Here is a 20,372-nt window from a genome sequence, read left to right as displayed (position 1 = left end):
TCGGCGGATTCGATGAAAGGGCCTTCATCGGCAGCTCATCGGATACTCACCCCGCCTTCGGAGGCTGTACAGCGTGCCTCTACCACTCCGGCAGACCGTCGGCCTCTGTGCCGTCCTCGGACTCTGCGCTCTCCTCGCCGTCCCCGGCGCCGCCCCCGGCCTCGGTGTCGACGGCCGGCTCTCGCTCGCCGTCTTCGCCCTGGCCACCGCCGCCTGGATCGCCACTCCGGTGGACGACGCCTACATCGCGCTCGGCGCGGGCCTCGCGCTGACAGTCACGGGAGTGATCAGCAGTGAGACCCTGTTCGCCACCCTGGGCGACGAGACGGTATGGCTGCTGATCTGCGCCTTCGTCCTGGCGGCGGCCGTGACCCGGACCGGCCTGGCCGGGCGGGCCGCCGTCTTCCTGGTCGGCGGGGCCAGAACCGTACGGCAGTTGGTGCACCTGACGACGGCCGGACTGGTCGTCACCGCGTTCGCCGTGCCGGCCACGTCCGGGCGCGCCGCCCTCGCGCTCCCGGTGTTCGTGGCGCTGGCCGCCGCCCTGCGCGAGCGCGCCCGGCTGGTGGTGATGCTGGCGCTGCTCTTCCCCACGGTCATCCTGCTGTCGGCCGTCGCGACCCTGATCGGCGCGGGGGCGCATCTGATCACCGCCGGGGTGCTCCTGGAGCAGACCGGTGAGCGGCTGGGCTTCGTGCGGTGGCTCGTCCTCGGGCTGCCGCTGGCCGTCGTCTCCTCCCATCTCGCCGCCGAACTGGTGCTGCTGACGACGACCCGGCGGGCGGACCGCAAGAGTCCGGTCACCATCGCGGCGGCGCAGATCCAGGAGCACTCCGAGACGGCCGTGGAGGGACCGTTCACCCCGGAGGAGTCCCGGTGCCTGCTCCTGCTGGCGACGGTCGTCGTGCTGTGGTGCAGCGAGCCCCTGCACGGGGTGTCGCCCGCCGTGGTCGCGCTCATCGGCGCGCTGGTGGCGACCTCTCCGGCGCTGGGGACCGTGCGTTTCAAGGACGGTCTGCGGACGGTCCCCTGGCCGCTGCTGCTGTTCATGGCGGCCACCATGGCGATGGGCGTCGCCCTCTCCGACTCGGGCGCGGCCGACTGGCTGGTGGGCTGGATACCCCTCGGGGCGTCCACACCCCCCTGGATGTTCCTGACCGGAGTCGTCGTGGTCAGCACGGCCGCCCATCTGGCGCTCCAGTCGCGCTCCGCCCGGTCCTCCGTGCTGGTCCCGCTGGTGGTCGCGGCGGCGGTCGGCGCCGGGGTCAACCCGGTCGCGGCGGCGCTGGCCTCCACGGCCGCCGCCGGGTTCTGCCACACGCTGCCCTCCTCCGCCAAGCCGGTCGCGCTCTTCGCGGACGTGCCCGGCACCCCCACCTACACCCCGCGCGACCTGCTGCGGCTGTCCGCGTTCCTCGCGCCCCTCAGCGCGCTCATCGTCCTCGCCTTCGCCCTCTTCGTCTGGCCGTCGCTCGGCGTGCCCGTACTTCTGGAGCCCCGCCCATGACCCACCGCATCGCCATCGCCCCCAGCGGGTTCAAGGAGTCCCTTTCGGCCGCCCGGGTGGCCGAGGCCATCGCCGTCGGCGTACGGCGCGTGATCCCCGACGCGGAACTCGACCTCATCCCGCTGGTGGACGGCGGCGAGGGCACGGCCGAGGCACTGGCCCTGGCGGGCGGGGGCCGGCTGGTCCCGTGCACCGCGACGGGCCCGGTGGGCGACCCCGTCCGCTCGCACTTCGCGCTGCTGGGCGGCGGCACGACACCGGGGCCGCTCACCGCCGTCGTCGAGATGGCGGCCGTCGCCGGCCTCGCCCTGGTGCCGCCGGGCCTGCGCCACCCGGGCGCGACCACCACGTACGGCGTCGGCGAACTGATCCGGGCGGCCCTGGACGCGGGCGCCCGGCGCATCCTGATCGGCTGCGGCGACTCCGGTACGTCGGACGGGGGCGCCGGTGCGCTCCAGGCACTCGGGGCCCGGCTCACCGACCGGCACGGCCGCGAACTGCGCCGGGGCGGCGGGGCGTTGCACGAGCTGGAGCGCATCGACCGCTCCGGCCTCGACCCCCGGCTGGCCGATGCCGAACTGCTGGTGGCCTGCAACCCGTACAACGTGCTGTGCGGGAAGCGCGGGGTGGCCCGGGTGTTCGGGCCGCAGAAGGGGGCGACCCCCGCGGAGGTGGAGCTGCTCTCCGCGGGCCTGGAGCGGCTGGCCGATGTCCTCACCCGGGACCTCGCCCCGGCCTTCCCCCCGGCGACCGGCGCCCCGGTCGACCTGCGCACAGCTCCCGGCACGGGGGCGTCCGGCGGTCTCGGGGCCGGCCTCGCCGCCGTGGGCGCGCGGCTGCTGCCCCGCTACGACGTCCTGCTCGACGGTCTCGACCTCGACGCGCGCCTCGCCCGCACCGATTTCGTGATCACGGCGGAGGGGGCGCTCGACAGCCAGACCGTACGCGGGAAGATTCCGGCGGAGGTCGCCCGGCGGGCGCACGCGTGCGGGGTGCCTGTTCTGGTGCTGGCGGGGACGATCGGGCCGGGCGCCCAGGACGTGCGGGCGGTGGGTGTGGACGCGTACAGCGCGATCCTGCCCGCGCCGATGACGCTGGTGGAGGCGATCGGGAGGAGCGGCGAGTTCCTGGCCGACGCCACGGAGCGCGCGATGCGGATCATGGCCCTGGGCACCCGGCTCGCCCCGCTGGCCGCCTGACGCGCACGCGGGGATGTTCCGACCTGCCGTGTCTGCCGAGTACACCGGCCGGAGGGTTCACCGTGGCCCGCGTGCGCGGGCGGCGGACGAGGGGGCTACCTTGCTCGGATGAGCCTTCTCCATGATGTGGCCGAGCGCGATGGCTGGCGATGCTGGGTGTGCGACGAACCGGTCGACCCCGACAAGTCGGTGAACGACCCGCAGGGCCCCAGCGTCGACAGTCGTACCGCCGACCGGAAGGCCAAGGTCGCCGAGCGGCTCGCGCACCGCGGGTGCAACTCCCGCAAGGGAGCGGTCAAGGTGGTCATCGCCTGGCCGGACAGCCTGTACGTGGTCGAACCCGCGCCGCTGCTCACCGTCGCCTCCCGGCTGGAGCGCAAGGGGGGCCGTGAGATGGTGGGCCGCTGTCCGAGCCGGCAGGATGCCCAAGCGGCGGCGGACTGGCTCGTGGACCGGTTCTCCCGACTGGTGCCGGAACTGCCGGTGACCGCCGATATCCAAGCGGGAGGCGGCCAGTTCCTCGTCACTCTCACCGCCGGCCGTCGCTGACCGGAAGTCACCGAACCGGCCGGGCGGCGGGCCGGCCCGTCGGCCCGCATGCTGACGCTGCGCCGGGCGGAGTGAGGGGGCCGTGCGGGCTCAGCCGCAGTTCGTGACCGGCGTCCCGCTGTAGAGGTCGCGGTCGGGCACGCCGTTCACGATGCTGCGCAGGTAGTGGCCGCAGGTGGGACGGTTCTTGAAGTCGTAGGTCTGGCCGGGGCGCAGCCGCCAGATCTTGTAGTCGTGGTACGTGAGGTAGCGATCGGGGTCGGTCCGCTCGGGGCGGTGGTCGCCCAGGACGACGAAGGTGTCGGCGCCCGCGACGGTGGCCCGGCCGTTCCTGTCGATGAAGAGGGAGCCGCCGTCGTCCACGCCCACGCCCCAGGCCGCCCCTCCCGAGGTCAGTCCGTCCTCGATCGCCCGGGCGACGAAGGCCATGGTGCGGCCCATGCGATCGCGCGAGACGAAGTGCGAGTCGTTGACGGTGTTGCCGTAGTTCGGCCAGGCGAACATGCCGGTGGTGAAGGTGATCGCCGGATCGTAGGGGTCGTAGAGCGCCTCGTCGGAGGTGACGCTGCCGCGGCAGGCGTCGTACACGACCGCGCTGTTGACGTGGTGACCCGCGCTGCCGCCTCCGGAGCCGCCGCCCTTGGCGACGACGGACTTCACCGAGTTCTGGAGGGCGGTGCCCTTCCAGTCGGCGTAGTCGCACTGGTTACCGCCGGCGAAGTAGACGAACTCGGCGTTGCGGATGTCGGTGTTGGCCGCGCTGTTGTTGCCGTCGCTGCGGCTGGTGAGGGTCCAGGTGGTACAGGAGTTGACGCCGGCGAGGGGCATGACGGCGTCGCACTCGGGGGTCGCGCTGCCGGAGGTGGGCGCGGAGCCGGCGAGGACGACGACGTCCAAGGTGCCCGTGCCGCCGCGGATCGCGTCGATGGCCTTGCTCATGGTCGCGGGGACCACCCCGCCGGAACCGTTCATGGTGTACGCGGGCCCGGACCAGCCGCCGCGGCTGACGTCGGCGGAGTTGCCCAGCCGGATGCGCTTGGCGGCGGCGTGGGCGGGTTCCGCGGTGATGAGGGCGGGGGCCAGCAGGGCCAGGGACGCGGCCAGGCAGGTCGCCAGGCGCAGGGGCTTACGGGGCATGGAGTCTCCTGAGGACGGCGCAGTGGGGGCCGACCGGGCCGGCGGTGATGGAACTTACAGATGTGGAGTGCGGTGCGCCAGATGTAACGCGACGCCGGTTGTTCCGGTCGGCCGTTCAGGGAGGAGCAGCCGCGTGATCCGGTCCGGACAGGGTCCCGGCGGCATGTTTCGCGTAGTGCAGCGGCGCGTCACGGACAAGTAACGCTCATTACATCTATGCATAATTATGCGCGATGTGTAACTTCTGGGGCGGGCCGGGCGAGGAAGTCACCGCCGGCCGGAAAACCTCCGGGAGGGAACGACATGAAGTACGCCCACGTCTCCGGTCGTGCTGTGACCGCCGCAGTGACCACCACCGCCCTGCTGGCGCTCGCCGGCTGCGGCGGGAGCGACGGGAGTGCCCCCGCGGCCAAGGCTCCCGCGTCGCTGAAGGTCGCCGGGGTGACCGTGGAGAAGGACGCGAAGCTGCACGAATCGCTGCCCGACACGGTGAAGAAGTCCGGCACCGTACGGGTGGCCACCGACGTGCCCTACGCGCCCTTCGAGATGTTCGTGACGGAGGGGGAGAAGGAGCTCACCGGTCTGGACTACGACCTCGGGCAGGCGATCGGCGCCCGGCTCGGGGTGAGGTTCGCCTTCACCCCGCAGAAGTTCGACGGCATCGTGCCCGCCATCCAGGCCGGCAAGTTCGATGTCGCGATGTCCGCGATGACGGACAACAAGGAGCGGCAGGCGGTCGTGGACTTCGTCGACTACTCCGTCTCCGGCTCCGGGATCATGGTCGTCAAGGGCAACCCCGAGAAGATCACCACCCTCGACGACCTGTGCGGCAAGAAGGTCGCCGTCCAGGCCGCCACCAACCAACTGGACCTGCTCAAGGAGCACCAGAAGGCGTGCGAGAAGGCCGGTGCGGGTGAGATCGGCATCCAGACGTTCCCCAAGGACTCCGACGCCCAGCTCGCCCTGCGCGCCGACAAGGTCATCGCCCAGGTGCTGACCAAACCGGCGGCCGGCTGGACCGCCAAGACCGCCGACGGAGGCAGCGCCTTCGAGGTCGTCGACGACCCCGCCGCGAGCGGCGGCTACAACGCCTCGCCCAACGGCATCGCCGTCTCCAAGAAGCTGCCCGAGCTGACGGACGCGATCCAGAAGGCGCTCCAGTCCCTGATCGACGACGGCACCGCCACCAAGATCTTCGAGAAGTACGGAGTCGCCTCCATCGCGCTCCAGGAAGCCACCCGGAACGCAGCGGTCGACTGAGATGGCCACCACACTCGGCACCCGCCCCGCCCAGGCCGAACAGGACCTGACCGTCGTCCCCGTACGCCACTACGGCCGCTGGATCGCCGCCCTGGTATCCGTCGTGTCGCTGGCGGGGCTGGTCGGCTCGCTGGCCACCAACGCCAATCTCCGCTGGGACGTCATCGGCCACTACCTCTTCGCCGGCCTGATCTTCGACGGGCTGGTCACCACTCTCTGGCTGACCGTCGCGGCCATGGCCCTCGGGCTCACCCTGGGCACCGTCATCGCGGTCATGCGCCTCTCGTCCAACCCGGTCCTCCGCGGCCTCTCCTTGCTGTTCGTCTGGGCCTTCCGCGGGACCCCGCTCCTCGTCCAGATCATCTTCTGGGGGTACGCGGGAGCCCTCTACAAGAACGTGCTCATCGGCATCCCCTTCACCGACGTCACCTTCTTCCAGGCCGACACCAACTCCCTGCTCACCCCGGCCGTCGCCGCTCTGCTCGCCCTGGGCCTCAACGAGGCCGCGTACGCCTCGGAGATCGTCCGGGCCGGGATCCAGTCCGTCGACCCCGGTCAGGCCGAGGCCGCGCACTCGCTCGGCATGCGGCCCGCCCTCACGATGCGCAGGATCGTGCTCCCGCAGGCCATGCGGGTGATCATCTCTCCGATGGGCAACGAGACGATCAACATGCTCAAGATGACCGCGCTGGTCTCGGTCATCGCCGCCCACGACCTGATGTCGAACATCCAGGAGGTGTACGCGCAGAACTACCAGGTCATCCCGATGCTCGTGGTCGCCTCGCTCTGGTACCTGGCGCTGGTCAGCCTGCTGAGCGTTCCGCAGGCATGGCTGGAGCGCCGTTACGGCCGGGGCACCGCACACGGAGCCCGTAACTCCCCCCTGCGGCGCATGTTGACCGGGTTCACCCGCCCGGCCACGCCGAAGACCGGAAAGGAAGAGGGCCGTTGACCGCGCCCATGGTGCACGCCCAGGGTGTGCGCAAGCACTTCGGGAAGGTGGAGGTCCTCAAGGGCATCGATCTCACCGTCGAACGCGGACAGGTGTGCTGCCTGCTCGGCCCGTCGGGCTCGGGCAAGTCCACCTTCCTGCGGTGCGTCAACCACCTGGAGAAGATCGACGGCGGCACGCTCGCCGTCGAAGGAGAACTCGTCGGCTACCGGCGGCGCGGCCCCCGGCTCCATGAGCTGCGGGAGAAGGAGATCGCCGCGCACCGCCGGGACATCGGCATGGTCTTCCAGCGCTTCAACCTCTTCCCGCACCTGACCGCCGAACAGAACATAATGGAGGCGCCCGTCCGCGTCAGCGGCGCGAGCACCGCCGCCGCCCGCGCCGACGCCCGGCGGCTGCTGGAGCAGGTCGGGCTGGCGGACCGGGCCGGCCATTACCCCGCCCAGCTCTCCGGCGGGCAGCAGCAGCGCGTCGCCATCGCCCGGGCGCTGGCCATGAAGCCGAAGCTGATGCTCTTCGACGAGCCCACCTCGGCGCTCGACCCCGAACTCGTCGGCGACGTCCTGGACGTCATGCGGCAACTGGCGGCCGACGGTATGACCATGGTCGTCGTCACCCACGAGATCGGGTTCGCCCGCGAGGTCGGCGACACGGCGGTCTTCATGGACGACGGTGTCGTGGTCGAGGCCGGCGCCCCCCGGCAGGTGCTGGCCGATCCGGAGCAGGAACGCACCCGCGCCTTCCTGTCCAAGGTCCTGTGACCGGGCCCGTGAAGCAGCGTCCGCGCTCCCGGGATCTGCTGCTGTCCGCCGAGGCCCGCCTGGAGGGGTTCCTCTCCGAGCTGGCTGGGCTGGTGGCGATCGACTCCGGCTCCTACAGCCCCGCCGGGGTGAACCGGGTCGCCGACTGGACAGCCGGCCGGCTCTCCGCGCTCGGCTTCGCCGTCGAGCGGGTCACCCCCTGCGGGGCGGCCGGGGGGACCACCGGAGACGTCCTGATCGGCCGCCGTCCCGGCCGGCTCACCGCCCGGGACGGCGGGCGGCGCGTCCTGCTCGCCGCCCACATGGACACCGTCTTCGCCGACGGCACCGCCGCGAGCCGCCCCTTCACCCTTCAGGGGCCGCTCGCACACGGCCCCGGCGTCAGCGACGACAAGGGCGGTCTGCTCGCCGGGCTCACCGCCCTGGACGTCCTCCGCGAGGCCGGCGTCGACGAGTACGCCGAGATCGTCTTCCTGGCCACCCCCGACGAGGAGATCGGCTCGCCCGCCAGCCGCCCCGTGACCGAACGGGCCGCCCGGGAGGCGCACTTCGCCCTCGCCCTGGAGTGCGCCCGGGAGAACGGCGACCTGGTCATCGCCCGCAAGGGGGTCGCCGACCTCCTCCTCACGGTCACCGGGCGCGCCGCCCACTCCGGCATCGAACCCGAGCGCGGCGCCAACGCCGCCCTCGCCGCCGCCCACCTCGTCGTCGAACTCCAGGCGCTCAACGGGCGCTGGGAGGACGTGACCGTCAACGTCGGCGTGGTGCGGGCGGGCACCCGGACCAACATCGTCTGCCCCGAGGCCGAACTGCGCGTCGACATCCGCTCGGCCACCACGTCCGGGATAGCCCGGGCACGGGCCGCCATCGAGGAGGCCGCCGCCCGCCCCCGCGTGCCCGGCACCTCCGTGGTGGTGGAGCAACTCGACCTGTGCCCGCCGATGGAGGACACCGAGACCGCGCACCGCATGATGGCCCACGTACGCGCCCTGGGCACGGAGCTGGGCCTCGACCTGGGAGCGACCGCGACCGGCGGAGTGGGAGACGCCAACATCATCGCGGGCGTCGGCGTACCCGTTCTCGACGGACTCGGGCCCGTCGGCGGGGCCGACCACAGCCCCGAGGAATGGCTCGACACCAGGTCCGTACCCGCGCGGGTCGCCCTGCTGGCAGCGCTCGTCGCCACGCTGGGAGATGCCCGCCACGGGTGACGCCCGCGCCGCCGCCTCTCGCGATATGCGGTACGGCGCCACCGCCACCGCCCGCCCGCCCGCTGAGCACCACCCCTTCCGCCCCCCTGCCCACGCGTCCCCTCTCCACCACGTCCTTCCGGAGGTTCCATGCGCACCCCGCTCCGCTCCCGACGCACCGCTCTCACCGGTGCCACCGCGCTCCTGCTCACCCTGGCCGTCAGCCCGGCAGCCGTCGCGGACACCGACCAGGCCCAGCGGCAGGGCGGCTCGCTGGTGCTCGTCGGCGGCGGCCTCAAGGAGAACAACACCCAGGTCTACGGCGAGATCATCGAGCGGGCCGGCGGTGCCCGCGCGCGCATCGGCGTGATCACCGCGTCCTCGGTGCCCGCCGCCCAGGACCCGTACGCCGACGATCCCGACAGGTGCAGCAACTCCGAGTGCAACGGGGCCTATTACTCGACCCTGTTCAAGCGTCACGGTGCGGCCGACGCCCAGTGGATCCCCGTCGACCTGGACCACATCGCGAACGCCGACTCGGCAGCCGTCGTCCGCCAGGTCAACTCCATGAGCGGATTCTTCTTCGGCGGCGGGGACCAGTCCCGCTACCTCACCACCCTTCTGAACGGGGCCGCGCACACCGACTCCAAGGTGCTGGCGGCCATCCGGGCCAAGCTGGCCGGGGGAGCCGTCGTGGCAGGGTCCAGCGCCGGGGCGCAGATCGCCGCGGGGGCCGACATGGTGACCGGCGGCGAGTCCTACGAGGGACTGCGGGACGGCAGCAGCCCGGGCTACTTCGAGGACGCGACGCGCCTCGGGTACGAGCCGGACGGCGGCTTCGGCTTCCTCCGGTCCGGGCTGATCGACACCCACACCGGGGCGTACGGCCGAGAGGGCCGGGCGATACGGCTGGCCGCCGACACCGGGCACGACCGGGTGTACGCCCTGGAGGAGAACACGGCGCTCGTCGTCGAGCAGCCCGGGGGGCCGCGCGAACGGCTGCGGATCCTGGGACCGCGCGGGGTCGCCGTCCTCGACCTGCGCCGGGCCCGCACCACCACCGCCATGCCCGGCGGCCGGGAGCGGGCGCCACGGAAGGTGACAGAGGCCGGCGGCACCACCGGCCCGGGCTGGTCGCTGAGCGGCGTGCGCTACAGCTATCTCACCGACGGGGACCAGTACGACCCCCGGCACCGGCGCGCGCTCCCGGCCCCCGGCAAGCGGCCGCTCGCCCCGCGCTCGGTCACCCCCGTGCCCGCCAACACCGACGTCTTCCACTCGGTCGCCAACCCCGACGGCGTACCGTACTCCTTCCTGACCACCGCCCGCGCTCTGGCGGCCACCCGCGTCCAGCATCAGGCCGAAGCGACCACGTACGAGGACGGGCCGCGCTTCACCGTCACCTTCCGCAAGGCGCCGGGGTTCACCGCCTGGGGGACGGACGACGCCGCCCCGCAGACGCTCACCGGGCTGGACATCCGGATCACCGCCCGCTGACCGGGGCACGGCGGGGCCGGTCGTCATCAGCGGCCGGCCCCGCCAGTAGGCTCCCCCGACAGCCCGCACATCCGAAGGAGCCCCGACACCATGACCTCAGGCGCGCTCGCCGACCACATCCGGCAGAAGCTGGGCACGCTGAGTCCGGCGGAGCGTAAGGTCGCCCGGGTGCTTCTGGCGGGCTACCCGGCGGCAGGGTTCGAGACGGTCGCGGTGCTCGCCGAGCGGGCCGCCGTCAGCGCGCCCACGGTGATCCGCTTCGTCAACCGGCTCGGCTACCGGGGCTTCCCCGACTTCCAGGCCGCCCTGCGCGACGAACTCGACGTGCGCAACGCTTCCCCGCTCTCCCTCTACGAGTCCGCGGACCTGGGCCGCAACGGGACGGACGGGAGCGAAGGCGCCGGCCCGGCCGCGGACGACACCACCCGCGAGGGCGACGGCACCCGCGCGGACGACGCCCCTGACGCGGCGCTCCTGCGGCACGGCAGCCGGCTGTTCGCCGACGCCGTGACCGCCACGCTCGCCGAGCTTCCGCCGCACGACTTCGAGCACGCCGTACGCCTCCTCTCGGACCGAAAGCGCCGCATCACGCTGGCCGGAGGCCGCTTCACCCACCTTCTCGCCCAGTACCTCGGCCTGCACCTGATGCAGCTGCGCGACGACGTACGGTTCCTGCCCGACCGCGACGTCGAACGCACCGCCGTCCTCGCCGCTCTGACCCGCCGTGATGTGCTGGTCGTCTTCGACTACCGCCGCTACGAGAGCGACAAGACCACCATCGCCACGCTCGTCCAGGAGAAGGGCGGCAAGGTGGTCCTGTTCACCGACACCTGGCTTTCCCCCGCCGCCCCCCACGCCGAGGTCGTGCTGCCCAGCCGGGTCACGGCACCTTCCCCGTACGACAGCCTCGTGCCGACCCTCGCCGTGCTGGAGACCGTCGTGGCGGGGGTCATCGCGACCCTGGGCGACGACGCGCGCAACCGTATGCAGCACGGGGAGGACATCGCGCGGAGGGCCGGCCTGTACTGAGGCGTCTTTTCGGCCGGCTCTCGTAGGGACGCCTTCCGGGGCGTTGAGCATCTCCACGCGCCGATGTCGCGCCGGCCTCGCGACTCCCTTTTCAAGCCGTCGATCGCCGGGGCCGTCGGGCGGCCCGGCAGGGCCGGTCAGGTCATCGGGCGAGTCCGTCGCATCCGCCGCCGACCCGAGCCGGGAATGCCTCTCCGGGGATCATTCGACAGGAGGGCCGAAGTGAAGATCTCAGGCGCGCGCATCCTCATCCCGGGCGCCACCGGTGCCATCGGCAGTGCTCTGGCCGAGCAACTGCACCAGCAGGGGGCCCGTATCGCGATCGCCGGACGGGACGCGGCCGCTCTGACAAGGCTCGCCGATACCTGCTCCGGCGCACCGTCCCGGCGCTTCGATGCCTACGACCTCGACTCGTGCGCGGGCACGGTCACCTGGGCGCAGGAGGTGCTGGGCGGCCTTGACGCCGTCGTCGTATGTGTAGGGGTCGCCGGCTTCGGACGGGCGGATGCCGTCGGGGACGCCATCGCCGAGCACCTGATCACGGTGAACGCGCTGGCGCCCATGGCGTTTCTCCGCGCCGCCCTCCCGCTGATGCCGCGCGGGGGCGTCGTGGCCGCTGCCACCGGCGTCGTGGTCGACCTGGCCCCGGTCGGCATGGCTGACTACACCGCGTCCAAGGCGGCCCTGGCGCTGTGGCTGACCTGCGTACGCCGCGAGCAACGCCGCAAGGGCGTACGCGTACTGGACCTGCGGCTGGACCACGTCGAGTCAGGTTTCGCCGACCGAGCCGTCATCGGGAGCCCGCCATCCCTGCCGCGCGGACAGACGGTGCAGCAGGCCGTGAACGCGATCATGGAGACGCTGAAGAGCGACGGGTGAAGCGGGCCCCGGCCGTACTCCGAAGGCTGGCTGGACGTGATGCCCGCAGCGAGAGCGGGGATGAGCTGACCTGCTCGAAGCTCGGTTCAGCGGCTGTCACGGAGCGACGCGTAGACGAGGATGACGAACCAGATCAGTCCGAGTCCGACCAGAATGGTGCCGAAGACCACCAGAGGAACCGAGGCGGCGTGCTGTTCGGCGGCGATGGCGTCGTAATTGCTGCCCCCGTGGATCTGGGTGTGGCCCGCCGGTCCGCACCACTCCCCGGGGGACATGACGGCATCACCGCACGTGACCGGCCCACTGCTGGGGAGACCGAAGTAGAGAAAGGTCCCCCCGATACCGGTCATGAGCAGAGAGCCCAAGAAATCCGACAGTCCCGGAACAGCCCGCTCCATAGGTCCCCTTCCGCCGGGCCACTTGTTGCCCCTCTCAAGTCATCGGCCACCGCGTCGGAGCACGCGGCTTTCCGGAGATCCGTCGGTAACCCTGTGGCTCCGGCGGCAGAGGTGCCAGTTCGGCGCGCGGCCGGCCGGTGACCAGTTGTTCGAACTGGGACGGGGGGAGCACGCTCGTCGTCAACTGTCAGGCCTGGTAGCCGGCGGACGGCACGAGGAAGAGGGCTGCGACCACGGGGGCGACGAAGGCGACGGCGGAGCGGCGACGGGCGTCGCTCCGCACGGAGGCGAGCCGCTGGGCGGACTTCGGCAGGACGGCGGTGACACTGAACCCGTCCGGGCGGGGGGTACGGGCCATCCGCGCCCCGGGAGAGGGCGCCGACGGCTTCCTGCTGAAGGCCGACGACCCGAGAGAACTCCTCAACGGGGTGCGGGCGGTGGGCGCCGGAGGTGCCTACCTGTCCCCGCGGGTCGCCGGCCGGGTCATCGCCGGGATGCGCGCGTACCGGGCGGCACACCCGCACCGCTCGCTGGAGCGGCTGACGGAACGGGAGCGCGAGGTGCTGGCCGGACTCGGGGCGGGCCTGTCCAACGCCGAGATCGCGAGCCGGCTGCACCTCGTGGAGGGCACGGTGAAAGCGCACGTCAGCGCGGTTCTCGCGAAGCTCGGCGCACGCAACCGGGTGGAGGCCGCCATCTCCGCGTACGAGGCCGGCCTCGTACCACGGGCTCCCCGTTGACCCCATCCCCCCGCCCCGGTGGTCGGCGCTACACCAGCGTGTCGAAGGTGTAGAACTCCGTGTGATCCAGCATCTCGGCAGGCGTCACGTCGTTCCAGGGGCGCATGACGTCGTTGAGGCTCACGACGTTCCGTGTCGCCCCGGCGGGCAGGTAGGCGGAGCGGGGGTGACGGGCCTGCCACTGCGCCCAGAGCCGGTCGATGAACGCGTGGTGCAGCCAGAAGACTGGGTCGTTGGGCGAGGCGCCGGTGGCCATCTGCCCGCCCACCCACACATGCACGCGGTTGTGGAGATTGACGCCGCGCCAGCCTTCGAGGTGGTTGCGGAAGCCGTCCGAGGCGCTGTTCCAGGGCGAGGTGTCGTACGTGGGCATGGCGAGGACCGAGTCGACCTCGGCGCGGGTCGGCAACTGCGGTACGCCGGACCCGAGGGCGCGGCGCAGGAAGCCGCGCCCGTCGACCGTCACCGTGACCGGCCATCTGCCGCCGCTGACGGCGAACGGCCCCTCGGTGACCTGCCCGTCCCTGCTCCGGCCGGTGCCTCCGAGGAAGCCGGGCGCCCACAGGGAGGCCGAGGCGGTACGGTCCGCCGTCCAGTCCCAATAGGGCAGGGCGACAGCGGGATCGATGGCCTGGAGCGCCTGCTCGAACTGTATGAGGAATCTGCGGTGCCAGGGCAGGAAGGACGGTGACCGGTGACCCACCCGGTCACCGCTGTCGGTGTCGCTCATGATGAAGGCGTTGTGCGTGGTGACGAACGTGTCGTACCGGCCGGTGCGCTTGAGCTCCAACAGCGCGTCGACGAAGCCGCGCTTCTCGGCGGCGGTGAGGCTCGCCTGGTTCTTGCGTACGGTCATGAGAGTGCTCCCCGGTTCAGGAAAGGGTCAGGTCGGCGGAATCGCTCGGGCGGCAAGGGGGGATCAGGCCAGGGGTACGAGTTCGGAGCCCTGGAGCTCGATCACGGCCGCCCGGGCGACCGCGCGCGGGGTGGCGAACGTCTCGTAGTGGTTGATGACGCTGACCCAGGTGCTGTCCGCGTTCTGCATCACGTGCAGTTCCTCGCCGTCGATCTGCACGGCATAGCCCCCGTGATGCCCGTCGCCGTGCGACGGCGCGCCCTCGATGCGGCGCCCCCGGAAGGTCTCGCTGAACGGCTGCGGGCCTTCGTGCCTCGCGTGCCCTCCGTGCCCCTCGTGCGCCGCGTGCTCCGCGTGGTGCTTCGGGTCTGCGGTCCGAGATTCGGACGATGCCCCTGCCGTCCGTGCGAAGCCGGTCAGGACGAGGCCGGTGAGCACGGTCGCGGTAGCCCCGAGGGCGCGACGACGGGTGAGTTGAGACATGGGAAAGTCCCCCAAGTATGGCGGTGGTGAGCGGGAATCGAAGGCTGAAGCCTCCCGAATCCCCTTGAATGACGGCGCATCACCGGAAGGGTGATCGACTCGGTCAGGGTCGACGCGTCCGGCGTGCCGTTGCGGAATATGCCTACAGCCTCATGCGCGGCAGGCAGTAGTCGCGTCGGAGCGGTTGGCCGCCATACGGACAGGGCGAAGTGGGCGGTGCAGGGTTCAACCAAGTTGATCTTGCTGTCCGGGTGGTGAATCCGGATCGCGACAGGAGTTCTTGAGGCAAGAGCGTCAGCTTCGTGAAGAATTTCCTGTCAAACGCCGAAAGTCGTGGTCTCCCTCACATGCCGAACCTGTCCGGAAACCTCCGCGTGGTGATCAGTAGACGTCGCGGACGTAGCGCCGGTCCGAGGCCAGGCGCCGCACATACGCGGCCGCTTCGTCGGCGTCCATGGAGCCGTGGGTGACGGCGATGTCCTGGAGGGCCTGGTCGACGTCCTTCGCCATCCGGGAGGCATCACCGCAGACGTAGAAGTGGGCGCCGTCCTGGAGCCATTGCCACAGGCGGAGGCCGTGTTCGCGCATGCGGTCCTGGACGTAGACCTTGTTGCGCTGGTCGCGGGAGAACGCGAGGTCGAGCCGGTCGAGGTGGCCGGATGCCCGGTACGCCTCCAGCTCCTCGCGGTAGGAGAAGTCGGTGGCCCGGCGCTGTTCGCCGAAGAAGAGCCAGTTGGGTCCGGCATGGCCGAGGGCCCGGCGCTCTTCGAGGATGTCGACGAAGGGGGCCACGCCGGTTCCGGGGCCGACCATGACCATGGGCGTGGCCGGGTCGGCGGGCGGCCGGAAGTGCGGTGAGCGCTGGACGAAGACGTGGACCGGGCCGTCTTCGGCGTGGTCGGCGAGGTAGGCCGAGCAGACGCCCGTACGGTCCCGGCCGAGGTCGCCCGCGTACCGGACGACGGAGACCGTGAGCCGCACCTCGCCGGGGTGGGCGAGCGGGCTGGAGGAGATGGAGTACAGGCGGGGCTGGAGGCTGAAGGCCCGTTCGTCCTCGACCAGGACTGATCGCTGCCCGGGCAGGCCCGGGCCCATGTAGCCCATCTACCGGACGCCCATGGCATTGGGCTGGCCGGTCAGCGAGAAGGGCCCCGATCCCGGGTGGCAGAGGGCACCGGTGGCCAGGTGCAGGTTGACCAGGGCGTTGGTGTTCCAGGTGCCGTGGGTGGACTGGTCGAGGCCCATGGTCCAGCAGCTCATCCACTCGCCCGCCTCGCCGATCCACCGCGCGGCCTGCCGGATGTCGGCCTCCGGGATCCCGGTGACCGCCGCGACCTTCGCCGGCGGGTACTCCGCGAGGAAGGCGGGCATCTCCTCCCAGCCTTCGGTGAACTCGGCGATGAACGCCTCGTCGGTGTGGCCGTTCGCGACGAGGAGGTGCAGGAGGCCGTTGAGGAGGGCGAGGTCGGTGCCGGGTCTGATCTGGAGGAAGAGATCGGCCTTGTCGGCTGTGGCGTTACGGCGCGGGTCGACGACGATCAGCCTGGCCCCGGCCGACTTGACCCGGTCCATCATGCGGAGGAGGAGGATCGGGTGGCAGTCGGCCATGTTGGCGCCGATGACGAAGAACGTGTCCGCGCGGTCGAAGTCCTGGTACGAGCCCGGCGGACCGTCCGCACCCAGCGACAGCTTGTAGCCGGTGCCCGCACTGGCCATGCACAGCCGGGAGTTCGACTCGATCCGGTTGGTCCGGACGAACCCCTTGGCCAGCTTGTTGGCCAGATACTGCGCCTCCAGCGACATCTGCCCGGAGAACGTAGTAAGGAGAGCGCGTCCGGCCCGTGCTCGTCCAGGAGCGCCCGGAGCCGGCCCGCCACCGCCGTGATCGCCTCGTCCACGTCGGCCCCGGCGGGCTCGGCGCCGCGCTCGTCCCGCACCAGCGCCCTCGACAGGCGTCCGGGTGTGGCCATCAGGTCCGCGCTCGTCACCCCCTTGGCGCACAGGCGGCCGAAGTTGCTGGGGTGCTCCTTGTCGCCGGACACCCTGGCCGCGCGACGGCGGCCGTCGGCGGGGTCGCGCGTGATGTCGAGGACGACGCCGCAGCCGACCCCGCAGTACGAACAGACCGTACGCACGCTGTCCTTCTCCGAGCCAACCGGCACCGAACCTCCCACCTTCCGGCCTGCGAACCTCCTGGGCCGCGCGGAACGCGGCGGGCAGCCCTCCGACCGACACGGTAGGAGAGCCGGGTTTCCGCCCCGTCACGCTCCGGGAACGCGGGGGATTACACCTCACGCACACGGCCTGGCGGGAGCGTGTGAGACCGTCGGCCCGCCCGGAAGAGGCGGCGGTCTACCCGAAGGTGAAGGCGTAGGCCTGGAGACCTTCGTCGACGCGCAGTTCGAGGCGGGCGGTGCGCGCGTCCCGGTCGTCGGTCAGGCGGTACAGCGTCGGCGTCCCGGTCACCGTGATCGTCTTGGTGGCCTCGCCGTTCACCAGAACGGTGACCTTTCCGGTGCCGGCGAGGACCAGGTTGGCGTTCTTCGCGCGGTAGGTGAAGGCCAGGCGGGCGTCGCGCCCGGCGGTGAAGTTCTCGTACCCCGCCGTCCACGTCCCGTCCAGCGACAGCTTGTTGAGGGGCAGCGTGCCCTTCGGGAAGCGGTACGCGGCCGGCTTGTCGTCCACCAGCGGAGTGCCGGTGTAGCCGCGGACGCGCAGGTTGCTCAGATAGGTCTCGGGTGTCCGGTCGGCGGCCAGATCGTCCATGGCGCGGTCCGTGGGCTTCGGCAGGACGACGGTCGGGTCCGCCTGCCGCAGCAGCTCGCGGATCATCTTCTCCGTCCGGTCGTACTGGCCCTCGCCGAACTTGAAGTACCGGACGGTGCCCTCGGCGTCGATCAGATACTTGGCGGGCCAGAACCGGTTGCGGTAGTTGTCCCAGGTGGTGAGGTCGTTGTCGAGGGCGACCGGCCAGGTCACACCCAGCTTCTCGGCACCGGAGACGACGTTGCTCCGTTTCTTCTCGAAGGCGAACTCGGGGGAGTGCACCCCGATGATCCGCAGCCCGGCGTCCCGGTAGGCGCGCTCCCAGTCGCGCAGATGCGGCACGGCGCGCTGGCAGTTGATGCAGGAGTACGTCCAGAAGTCGACCAGGGTGACCTTGCCGCGCAGGCTCTTCAGGTCGACGGGCCGGTCACCGGGCGTGTTGAACCAGGAGTCGATGCCCTCCAGCGCCGGGGCCTGCCCGCACGAGCGCAGTTCGTCGGCGCCGTCCTCGCACCGGGACAGCTCCTTGTTGGAGTCGTCGTACAGACCGGACAGTTGCTGCCGGGCGGCGTCGCTGTCCTCGATCTTCTTCTGGACGCCGGAGGTGTAGTCGGGCAGGGACCGCTGGATGGCCGCGGTGACGTCGAAGGCCAGGCCCAGCGCCAGCACGATCATCAGGGACCCGGCGGCGATCCGCAGCCCCCGGGCCCGCCTGCGGAACGCGGTGACGCGGGCGGCGACCCTGCGCCCGGCGAGGGCGAACACGAGCAGCGGTACGGCGGTGCCGACGGCGAACGAGAGGGTCAGCACCACGATGTCGGAGCTGATCTCGCCCCGGGCGCCCGCGATGGTGATCGCCGCCAGGACGGGCCCGGCGCACGGCACGTACAGCAGGCCGAGGCCCAGACCGAGGGCGAACGCGCTGCCCTCCTTGTTGACCTGGCGCTGCGGGATGCGGGCGAACGGCTTCTCCAGCAGGCGCTCGACGGGCGGGAAGATCAGGCCGAGCCCGATCAGGACGAGCAGCGCCAGTCCCACGTACCGCAGGATGTCCTGCGGCAGGCCGAGGGCGGAGATGATCGTCACCCCGAGCAGAGTGAAGAAGGCGAAGCTGACGACGAGTCCGGCGACCACGGCGTACGGGCGCCGGTTGCGGGGCGTGCGTACGGGGGCCGCCGGGGCCGGGGCGGTGATCACCCCGCCGCCTGCGGCCTCGGCCCCTTTCGCGCCCGGGGCCGACGTCGCGTCGTCGTCCGCCCGCCCGGTACCGCCGGCCAGGAACACCACGGGCAGGACGGGCAGGATGCACGGCGATACGGCGGTGATCAGCCCTCCCAACACCCCGATCAGCACCAGCGTGATCATGACGTACCGCCTCTCGGAAGGAGAGCGGCACACTCCGCAGCCCTCTACCGACTATTCGGTGCGGTCCGATCGCCGGATTGGATTCGCCCGGGACCTTTCCACTGAAGTGCGCCATCATCTGGCGAAAAAGCGCGCAGATGTGAGCCTCCTGATTGTCTAAGGTGGCAGATGCGCCGTTCCGGCAGGCTGGGAACGGAACGGACGCCACCCCAGGACCTGCCGGCTCCGTGCCGGGCGGCCGCGCCGAGCCGGCGAGGGGTGCCAGGACACGGAGGACACGGGGGAACCACATGACGTCCGAATTCTCCGGACCGGACGAGGACCGGCGGGCGGCGGGCCTGGTGGCGGCGCAGGAGAAGGCCGTCGCTCTCTTCGCCGAGGTGGAGACCCGCGAACTGGTCACCCCCGGCGTCGCTGAGCGGGAGGTGAGCGACCGGATCCGGGACCTGGCCAACGAGATGTTCGGCACGACCAAGCACTGGCACAAGCGGATCATCCGATCCGGCCCGAACACGCTGCTGCCCTACCGGGACAACCCGCCCGACCGCGTCATCGGCGAGGACGACGTCGCCTTCGCCGACTTCGGCCCGATCTTCGAGGAGTACGAGGCCGACTTCGGCCGCACCTACGTCTTCGGCGACGACCCGGTCAAGCACCGACTGCTCCAGGACCTGCCCCGCGTGTTCGACGCCGGACGCGCGGCGTTCCAGGCGGATCCGGACATCTCCGGCAAGCAGCTCCACGCCGAAGTGGAACGTCTGGCGGCCGAAGCGGGATGGGAGATCGGCATCTGGCACACCGGGCATCTCGTCGGGGAGTTCCCGCACGAGACCAATGACGGGGCGAAGGCGGAGTCCTACATCGCCCCGGAGAACGCCACGCGGCTGCGCCGCACCGACCGAGCGGGCCGGGTCTGCCACTGGATCCTCGAACTGCACTTCGTGGACCGTCGGCGCGAATTCGGCGGCTTCTACGAGCAGTTGCTCGATCTCGCCTGATTTCGCCGGGCCTCGCCTGATCTCGACTCATCTCGCATGGCCTCGTCCGACCTCCGGCCCGGAGAGACCGGCTTCACCATTTTCGAGGTGGGACGGAGCTGCACCCGGAACACGGGCGTGGTGTCATCGCGTCATCACTCCAGCCCGGCGGTGAGGCCCATGATCCCGTTCCCGTCCTGTACGTCGCCGGCTACCGCGTCCCCGGCCAGGCGCCGACCCAGACCCGGGTGATGGCGCTGATGTAGCGCGCCCCGCACCGGTCCACGGGCACCACCAGTTGGCTGCCGGCCGGGTCCAGGTCCGCACCGTCCAGCCGGGTCGCCAGGAGGACGGGGGCGTCGCCGAAATCGGCGTCGATCTCCGCCCAGGCCAGCACGGTGTGGTGCCCGTCGCCGCCGGAGACCGCCAGGGCGAACCGGGACCGGTCCTTGCGGCGCAGGGCGTCGAAGAGCGGCTGCGAGGCGAGGGCGACCTCGCGCAGCAGCGGGCCCTCGAACACATGGCGCTGCGGCCCGCTGGTGGCGCAGTCGAAGACGACCTCCGCCCGGTGCTGCTCCCATCCGTCGCGCAGGTCACGCACCGTCAGGGTGGCGGGGCGGCCGACATCGCCGAGCAGGGCCAGCGACGCGAGCTGGGTGGCGGAGGCGCGGTCCGGCGTACCGAGTCGGCTCATGGTGGTCCCCCATCCGGACGGCCCGCGTGGCGGCTGCCAGGAAGGTATGCCCAGCAACCGGCCCACCGAACCGTGCCTGCGAGGCTGCGTCCGCCTCCCGCCTCGCTTCTGTGAACCCGCCCCGGAGTTCGTG

Annotated in this window: 17 protein-coding genes and 3 pseudogenes; 12 read left to right on the top strand and 8 right to left on the bottom strand. The window is 71.5% G+C overall.

Annotation, left to right across the window (positions count from 1 at the left end; genetic code table 11):
• Positions 1-73 precede the first annotated feature (73 nt).
• From ACFWRT_RS28770 to ACFWRT_RS28760, 3 genes are all read left to right on the top strand, one after another.
• Entirely contained in the window at positions 74-1,507 is a 1,434-nt protein-coding gene (locus ACFWRT_RS28770; RefSeq protein WP_380953296.1) for an SLC13 family permease, read from the top strand.
• Positions 1,504-2,706: a glycerate kinase family protein gene (locus tag ACFWRT_RS28765; RefSeq protein WP_380953297.1), complete on the top strand. Its 1,203-nt coding sequence runs from the start codon at positions 1,504-1,506 to the stop codon at positions 2,704-2,706. Before ACFWRT_RS28770 ends, ACFWRT_RS28765 begins: the two co-directional genes overlap by 4 nt.
• Positions 2,707-2,814: 108 nt before the next feature.
• Entirely contained in the window at positions 2,815-3,255 is a 441-nt protein-coding gene (locus ACFWRT_RS28760) for a hypothetical protein (RefSeq protein ID WP_380953298.1), read from the top strand.
• Between the two features lie 90 nt (positions 3,256-3,345).
• Here the strand turns inward: ACFWRT_RS28760 and ACFWRT_RS28755 are convergent, their stop codons facing one another.
• Positions 3,346-4,392, bottom strand: a complete 1,047-nt coding sequence (locus ACFWRT_RS28755; protein ID WP_380953299.1) for a hypothetical protein — start codon at positions 4,390-4,392, stop codon at positions 3,346-3,348.
• A 333-nt stretch (positions 4,393-4,725) separates the two neighbouring features.
• Between ACFWRT_RS28755 and ACFWRT_RS28750 the strand changes: the two genes are divergently transcribed.
• The 7 genes from ACFWRT_RS28750 to ACFWRT_RS28720 all read left to right on the top strand — a co-directional run bounded on the left by ACFWRT_RS28750 (position 4,726) and on the right by ACFWRT_RS28720 (position 11,960).
• On the top strand, positions 4,726-5,652 hold the full coding sequence (locus ACFWRT_RS28750; protein WP_380953300.1) for an ABC transporter substrate-binding protein: 927 nt from the start codon (positions 4,726-4,728) through the stop codon (positions 5,650-5,652).
• A 1-nt stretch (position 5,653) separates the two neighbouring features.
• Positions 5,654-6,604 (top strand): amino acid ABC transporter permease, encoded by a 951-nt coding sequence (locus ACFWRT_RS28745; RefSeq protein ID WP_380953301.1) that lies wholly within the window; start codon positions 5,654-5,656, stop codon positions 6,602-6,604.
• Positions 6,605-6,612: 8 nt separating this feature from the next.
• Positions 6,613-7,365, top strand: coding sequence for an amino acid ABC transporter ATP-binding protein (locus ACFWRT_RS28740; RefSeq protein ID WP_380953356.1), 753 nt, complete (start codon positions 6,613-6,615; stop codon positions 7,363-7,365).
• An 8-nt stretch (positions 7,366-7,373) separates the two neighbouring features.
• A complete protein-coding gene (locus ACFWRT_RS28735; protein WP_380953302.1) occupies positions 7,374-8,576 on the top strand; it encodes a M20 family metallopeptidase in 1,203 nt (400 codons plus the stop codon).
• Between the two features lie 129 nt (positions 8,577-8,705).
• Positions 8,706-10,052, top strand: coding sequence for a cyanophycinase (locus ACFWRT_RS28730; protein ID WP_380953303.1), 1,347 nt, complete (start codon positions 8,706-8,708; stop codon positions 10,050-10,052).
• 90 nt (positions 10,053-10,142) lie between these two features.
• The gene (locus ACFWRT_RS28725) at positions 10,143-11,081 is read left to right on the top strand and encodes a MurR/RpiR family transcriptional regulator (protein WP_380953304.1); all 939 of its coding nucleotides are present in this window, start codon (positions 10,143-10,145) and stop codon (positions 11,079-11,081) included.
• Positions 11,082-11,303: 222 nt separating this feature from the next.
• Positions 11,304-11,960 (top strand): SDR family NAD(P)-dependent oxidoreductase, encoded by a 657-nt coding sequence (locus ACFWRT_RS28720; RefSeq protein ID WP_380953305.1) that lies wholly within the window; start codon positions 11,304-11,306, stop codon positions 11,958-11,960.
• Positions 11,961-12,046: 86 nt separating this feature from the next.
• Here ACFWRT_RS28720 and ACFWRT_RS28715 read toward each other — a convergent pair whose 3' ends face one another.
• Positions 12,047-12,235 carry a hypothetical protein gene (locus tag ACFWRT_RS28715; protein WP_380953306.1) on the bottom strand — a complete coding sequence of 63 codons (189 nt, stop codon included), beginning with the start codon at positions 12,233-12,235 and terminating at the stop codon, positions 12,047-12,049.
• 482 nt (positions 12,236-12,717) lie between these two features.
• On the opposite strand from ACFWRT_RS28715, the pseudogene ACFWRT_RS28710 reads away from it, so the two are divergent.
• Positions 12,718-13,098 (top strand): annotated as a pseudogene (locus ACFWRT_RS28710) (LuxR C-terminal-related transcriptional regulator); the annotation flags it as partial.
• Between the two features lie 28 nt (positions 13,099-13,126).
• On the opposite strand, the gene melC2 reads toward ACFWRT_RS28710, so the two are convergent.
• From melC2 to ACFWRT_RS28685, 5 genes and pseudogenes are all read right to left on the bottom strand, one after another.
• A complete protein-coding gene (melC2, locus tag ACFWRT_RS28705; protein ID WP_380953307.1) occupies positions 13,127-13,954 on the bottom strand; it encodes a tyrosinase MelC2 in 828 nt (275 codons plus the stop codon).
• A gap of 63 nt (positions 13,955-14,017) precedes the next feature.
• Positions 14,018-14,437, bottom strand: a complete 420-nt coding sequence (gene melC1, locus ACFWRT_RS28700; protein WP_380953308.1) for an apotyrosinase chaperone MelC1 — start codon at positions 14,435-14,437, stop codon at positions 14,018-14,020.
• A 381-nt stretch (positions 14,438-14,818) separates the two neighbouring features.
• Positions 14,819-15,238: pseudogene (locus tag ACFWRT_RS28695) on the bottom strand (reductase); the annotation flags it as partial.
• Positions 15,239-15,379: 141 nt separating this feature from the next.
• Positions 15,380-16,599, bottom strand: a pseudogene (locus tag ACFWRT_RS28690) (molybdopterin-dependent oxidoreductase); the annotation flags it as partial.
• A gap of 190 nt (positions 16,600-16,789) precedes the next feature.
• Positions 16,790-18,568: a cytochrome c biogenesis protein DipZ gene (locus tag ACFWRT_RS28685; RefSeq protein WP_380953309.1), complete on the bottom strand. Its 1,779-nt coding sequence runs from the start codon at positions 18,566-18,568 to the stop codon at positions 16,790-16,792.
• Between the two features lie 290 nt (positions 18,569-18,858).
• Here ACFWRT_RS28685 and ACFWRT_RS28680 point away from each other — a divergent pair, with 290 nt between their 5' ends.
• A complete protein-coding gene (locus tag ACFWRT_RS28680; RefSeq protein WP_380953310.1) occupies positions 18,859-19,566 on the top strand; it encodes a M24 family metallopeptidase in 708 nt (235 codons plus the stop codon).
• 190 nt (positions 19,567-19,756) lie between these two features.
• On the opposite strand, the gene ACFWRT_RS28675 is transcribed toward ACFWRT_RS28680, so the two are convergent.
• Positions 19,757-20,239 carry a molybdopterin-binding protein gene (locus tag ACFWRT_RS28675; RefSeq protein ID WP_380953311.1) on the bottom strand — a complete coding sequence of 161 codons (483 nt, stop codon included), beginning with the start codon at positions 20,237-20,239 and terminating at the stop codon, positions 19,757-19,759.
• Positions 20,240-20,372: the final 133 nt, after the last annotated feature.

Origin of the sequence: Streptomyces cyaneofuscatus (assembly GCF_042718795.1) — a bacterium.
Lineage (GTDB): Bacteria > Actinomycetota > Actinomycetes > Streptomycetales > Streptomycetaceae > Streptomyces > Streptomyces cyaneofuscatus_A.
The sequence above is the reverse complement of the archived record's forward strand: the minus strand, read 5'-3'. Positions and strand labels throughout refer to the sequence as shown.

What these genes read in the sequence shown, in the direction of transcription:
- ACFWRT_RS28715 (WP_380953306.1), bottom strand. Translation starts at nt 12,235, where the DNA reads ATGTCCCCCGGGGAGTGGTGCGGACCGGCGGGCCACACCCAGATCCAC.
- ACFWRT_RS28680 (WP_380953310.1), top strand. Translation starts at nt 18,859, where the DNA reads ATGACGTCCGAATTCTCCGGACCGGACGAGGACCGGCGGGCGGCGGGC.
- ACFWRT_RS28745 (WP_380953301.1), top strand. Translation starts at nt 5,654, where the DNA reads ATGGCCACCACACTCGGCACCCGCCCCGCCCAGGCCGAACAGGACCTG.
- ACFWRT_RS28755 (WP_380953299.1), bottom strand. Translation starts at nt 4,392, where the DNA reads ATGCCCCGTAAGCCCCTGCGCCTGGCGACCTGCCTGGCCGCGTCCCTG.
- ACFWRT_RS28740 (WP_380953356.1), top strand. Translation starts at nt 6,613, where the DNA reads ATGGTGCACGCCCAGGGTGTGCGCAAGCACTTCGGGAAGGTGGAGGTC.
- ACFWRT_RS28730 (WP_380953303.1), top strand. Translation starts at nt 8,706, where the DNA reads ATGCGCACCCCGCTCCGCTCCCGACGCACCGCTCTCACCGGTGCCACC.
- melC1 (WP_380953308.1), bottom strand. Translation starts at nt 14,437, where the DNA reads ATGTCTCAACTCACCCGTCGTCGCGCCCTCGGGGCTACCGCGACCGTG.
- ACFWRT_RS28675 (WP_380953311.1), bottom strand. Translation starts at nt 20,239, where the DNA reads ATGAGCCGACTCGGTACGCCGGACCGCGCCTCCGCCACCCAGCTCGCG.
- ACFWRT_RS28725 (WP_380953304.1), top strand. Translation starts at nt 10,143, where the DNA reads ATGACCTCAGGCGCGCTCGCCGACCACATCCGGCAGAAGCTGGGCACG.
- ACFWRT_RS28765 (WP_380953297.1), top strand. Translation starts at nt 1,504, where the DNA reads ATGACCCACCGCATCGCCATCGCCCCCAGCGGGTTCAAGGAGTCCCTT.
- ACFWRT_RS28760 (WP_380953298.1), top strand. Translation starts at nt 2,815, where the DNA reads ATGAGCCTTCTCCATGATGTGGCCGAGCGCGATGGCTGGCGATGCTGG.
- ACFWRT_RS28685 (WP_380953309.1), bottom strand. Translation starts at nt 18,568, where the DNA reads ATGATCACGCTGGTGCTGATCGGGGTGTTGGGAGGGCTGATCACCGCC.
- melC2 (WP_380953307.1), bottom strand. Translation starts at nt 13,954, where the DNA reads ATGACCGTACGCAAGAACCAGGCGAGCCTCACCGCCGCCGAGAAGCGC.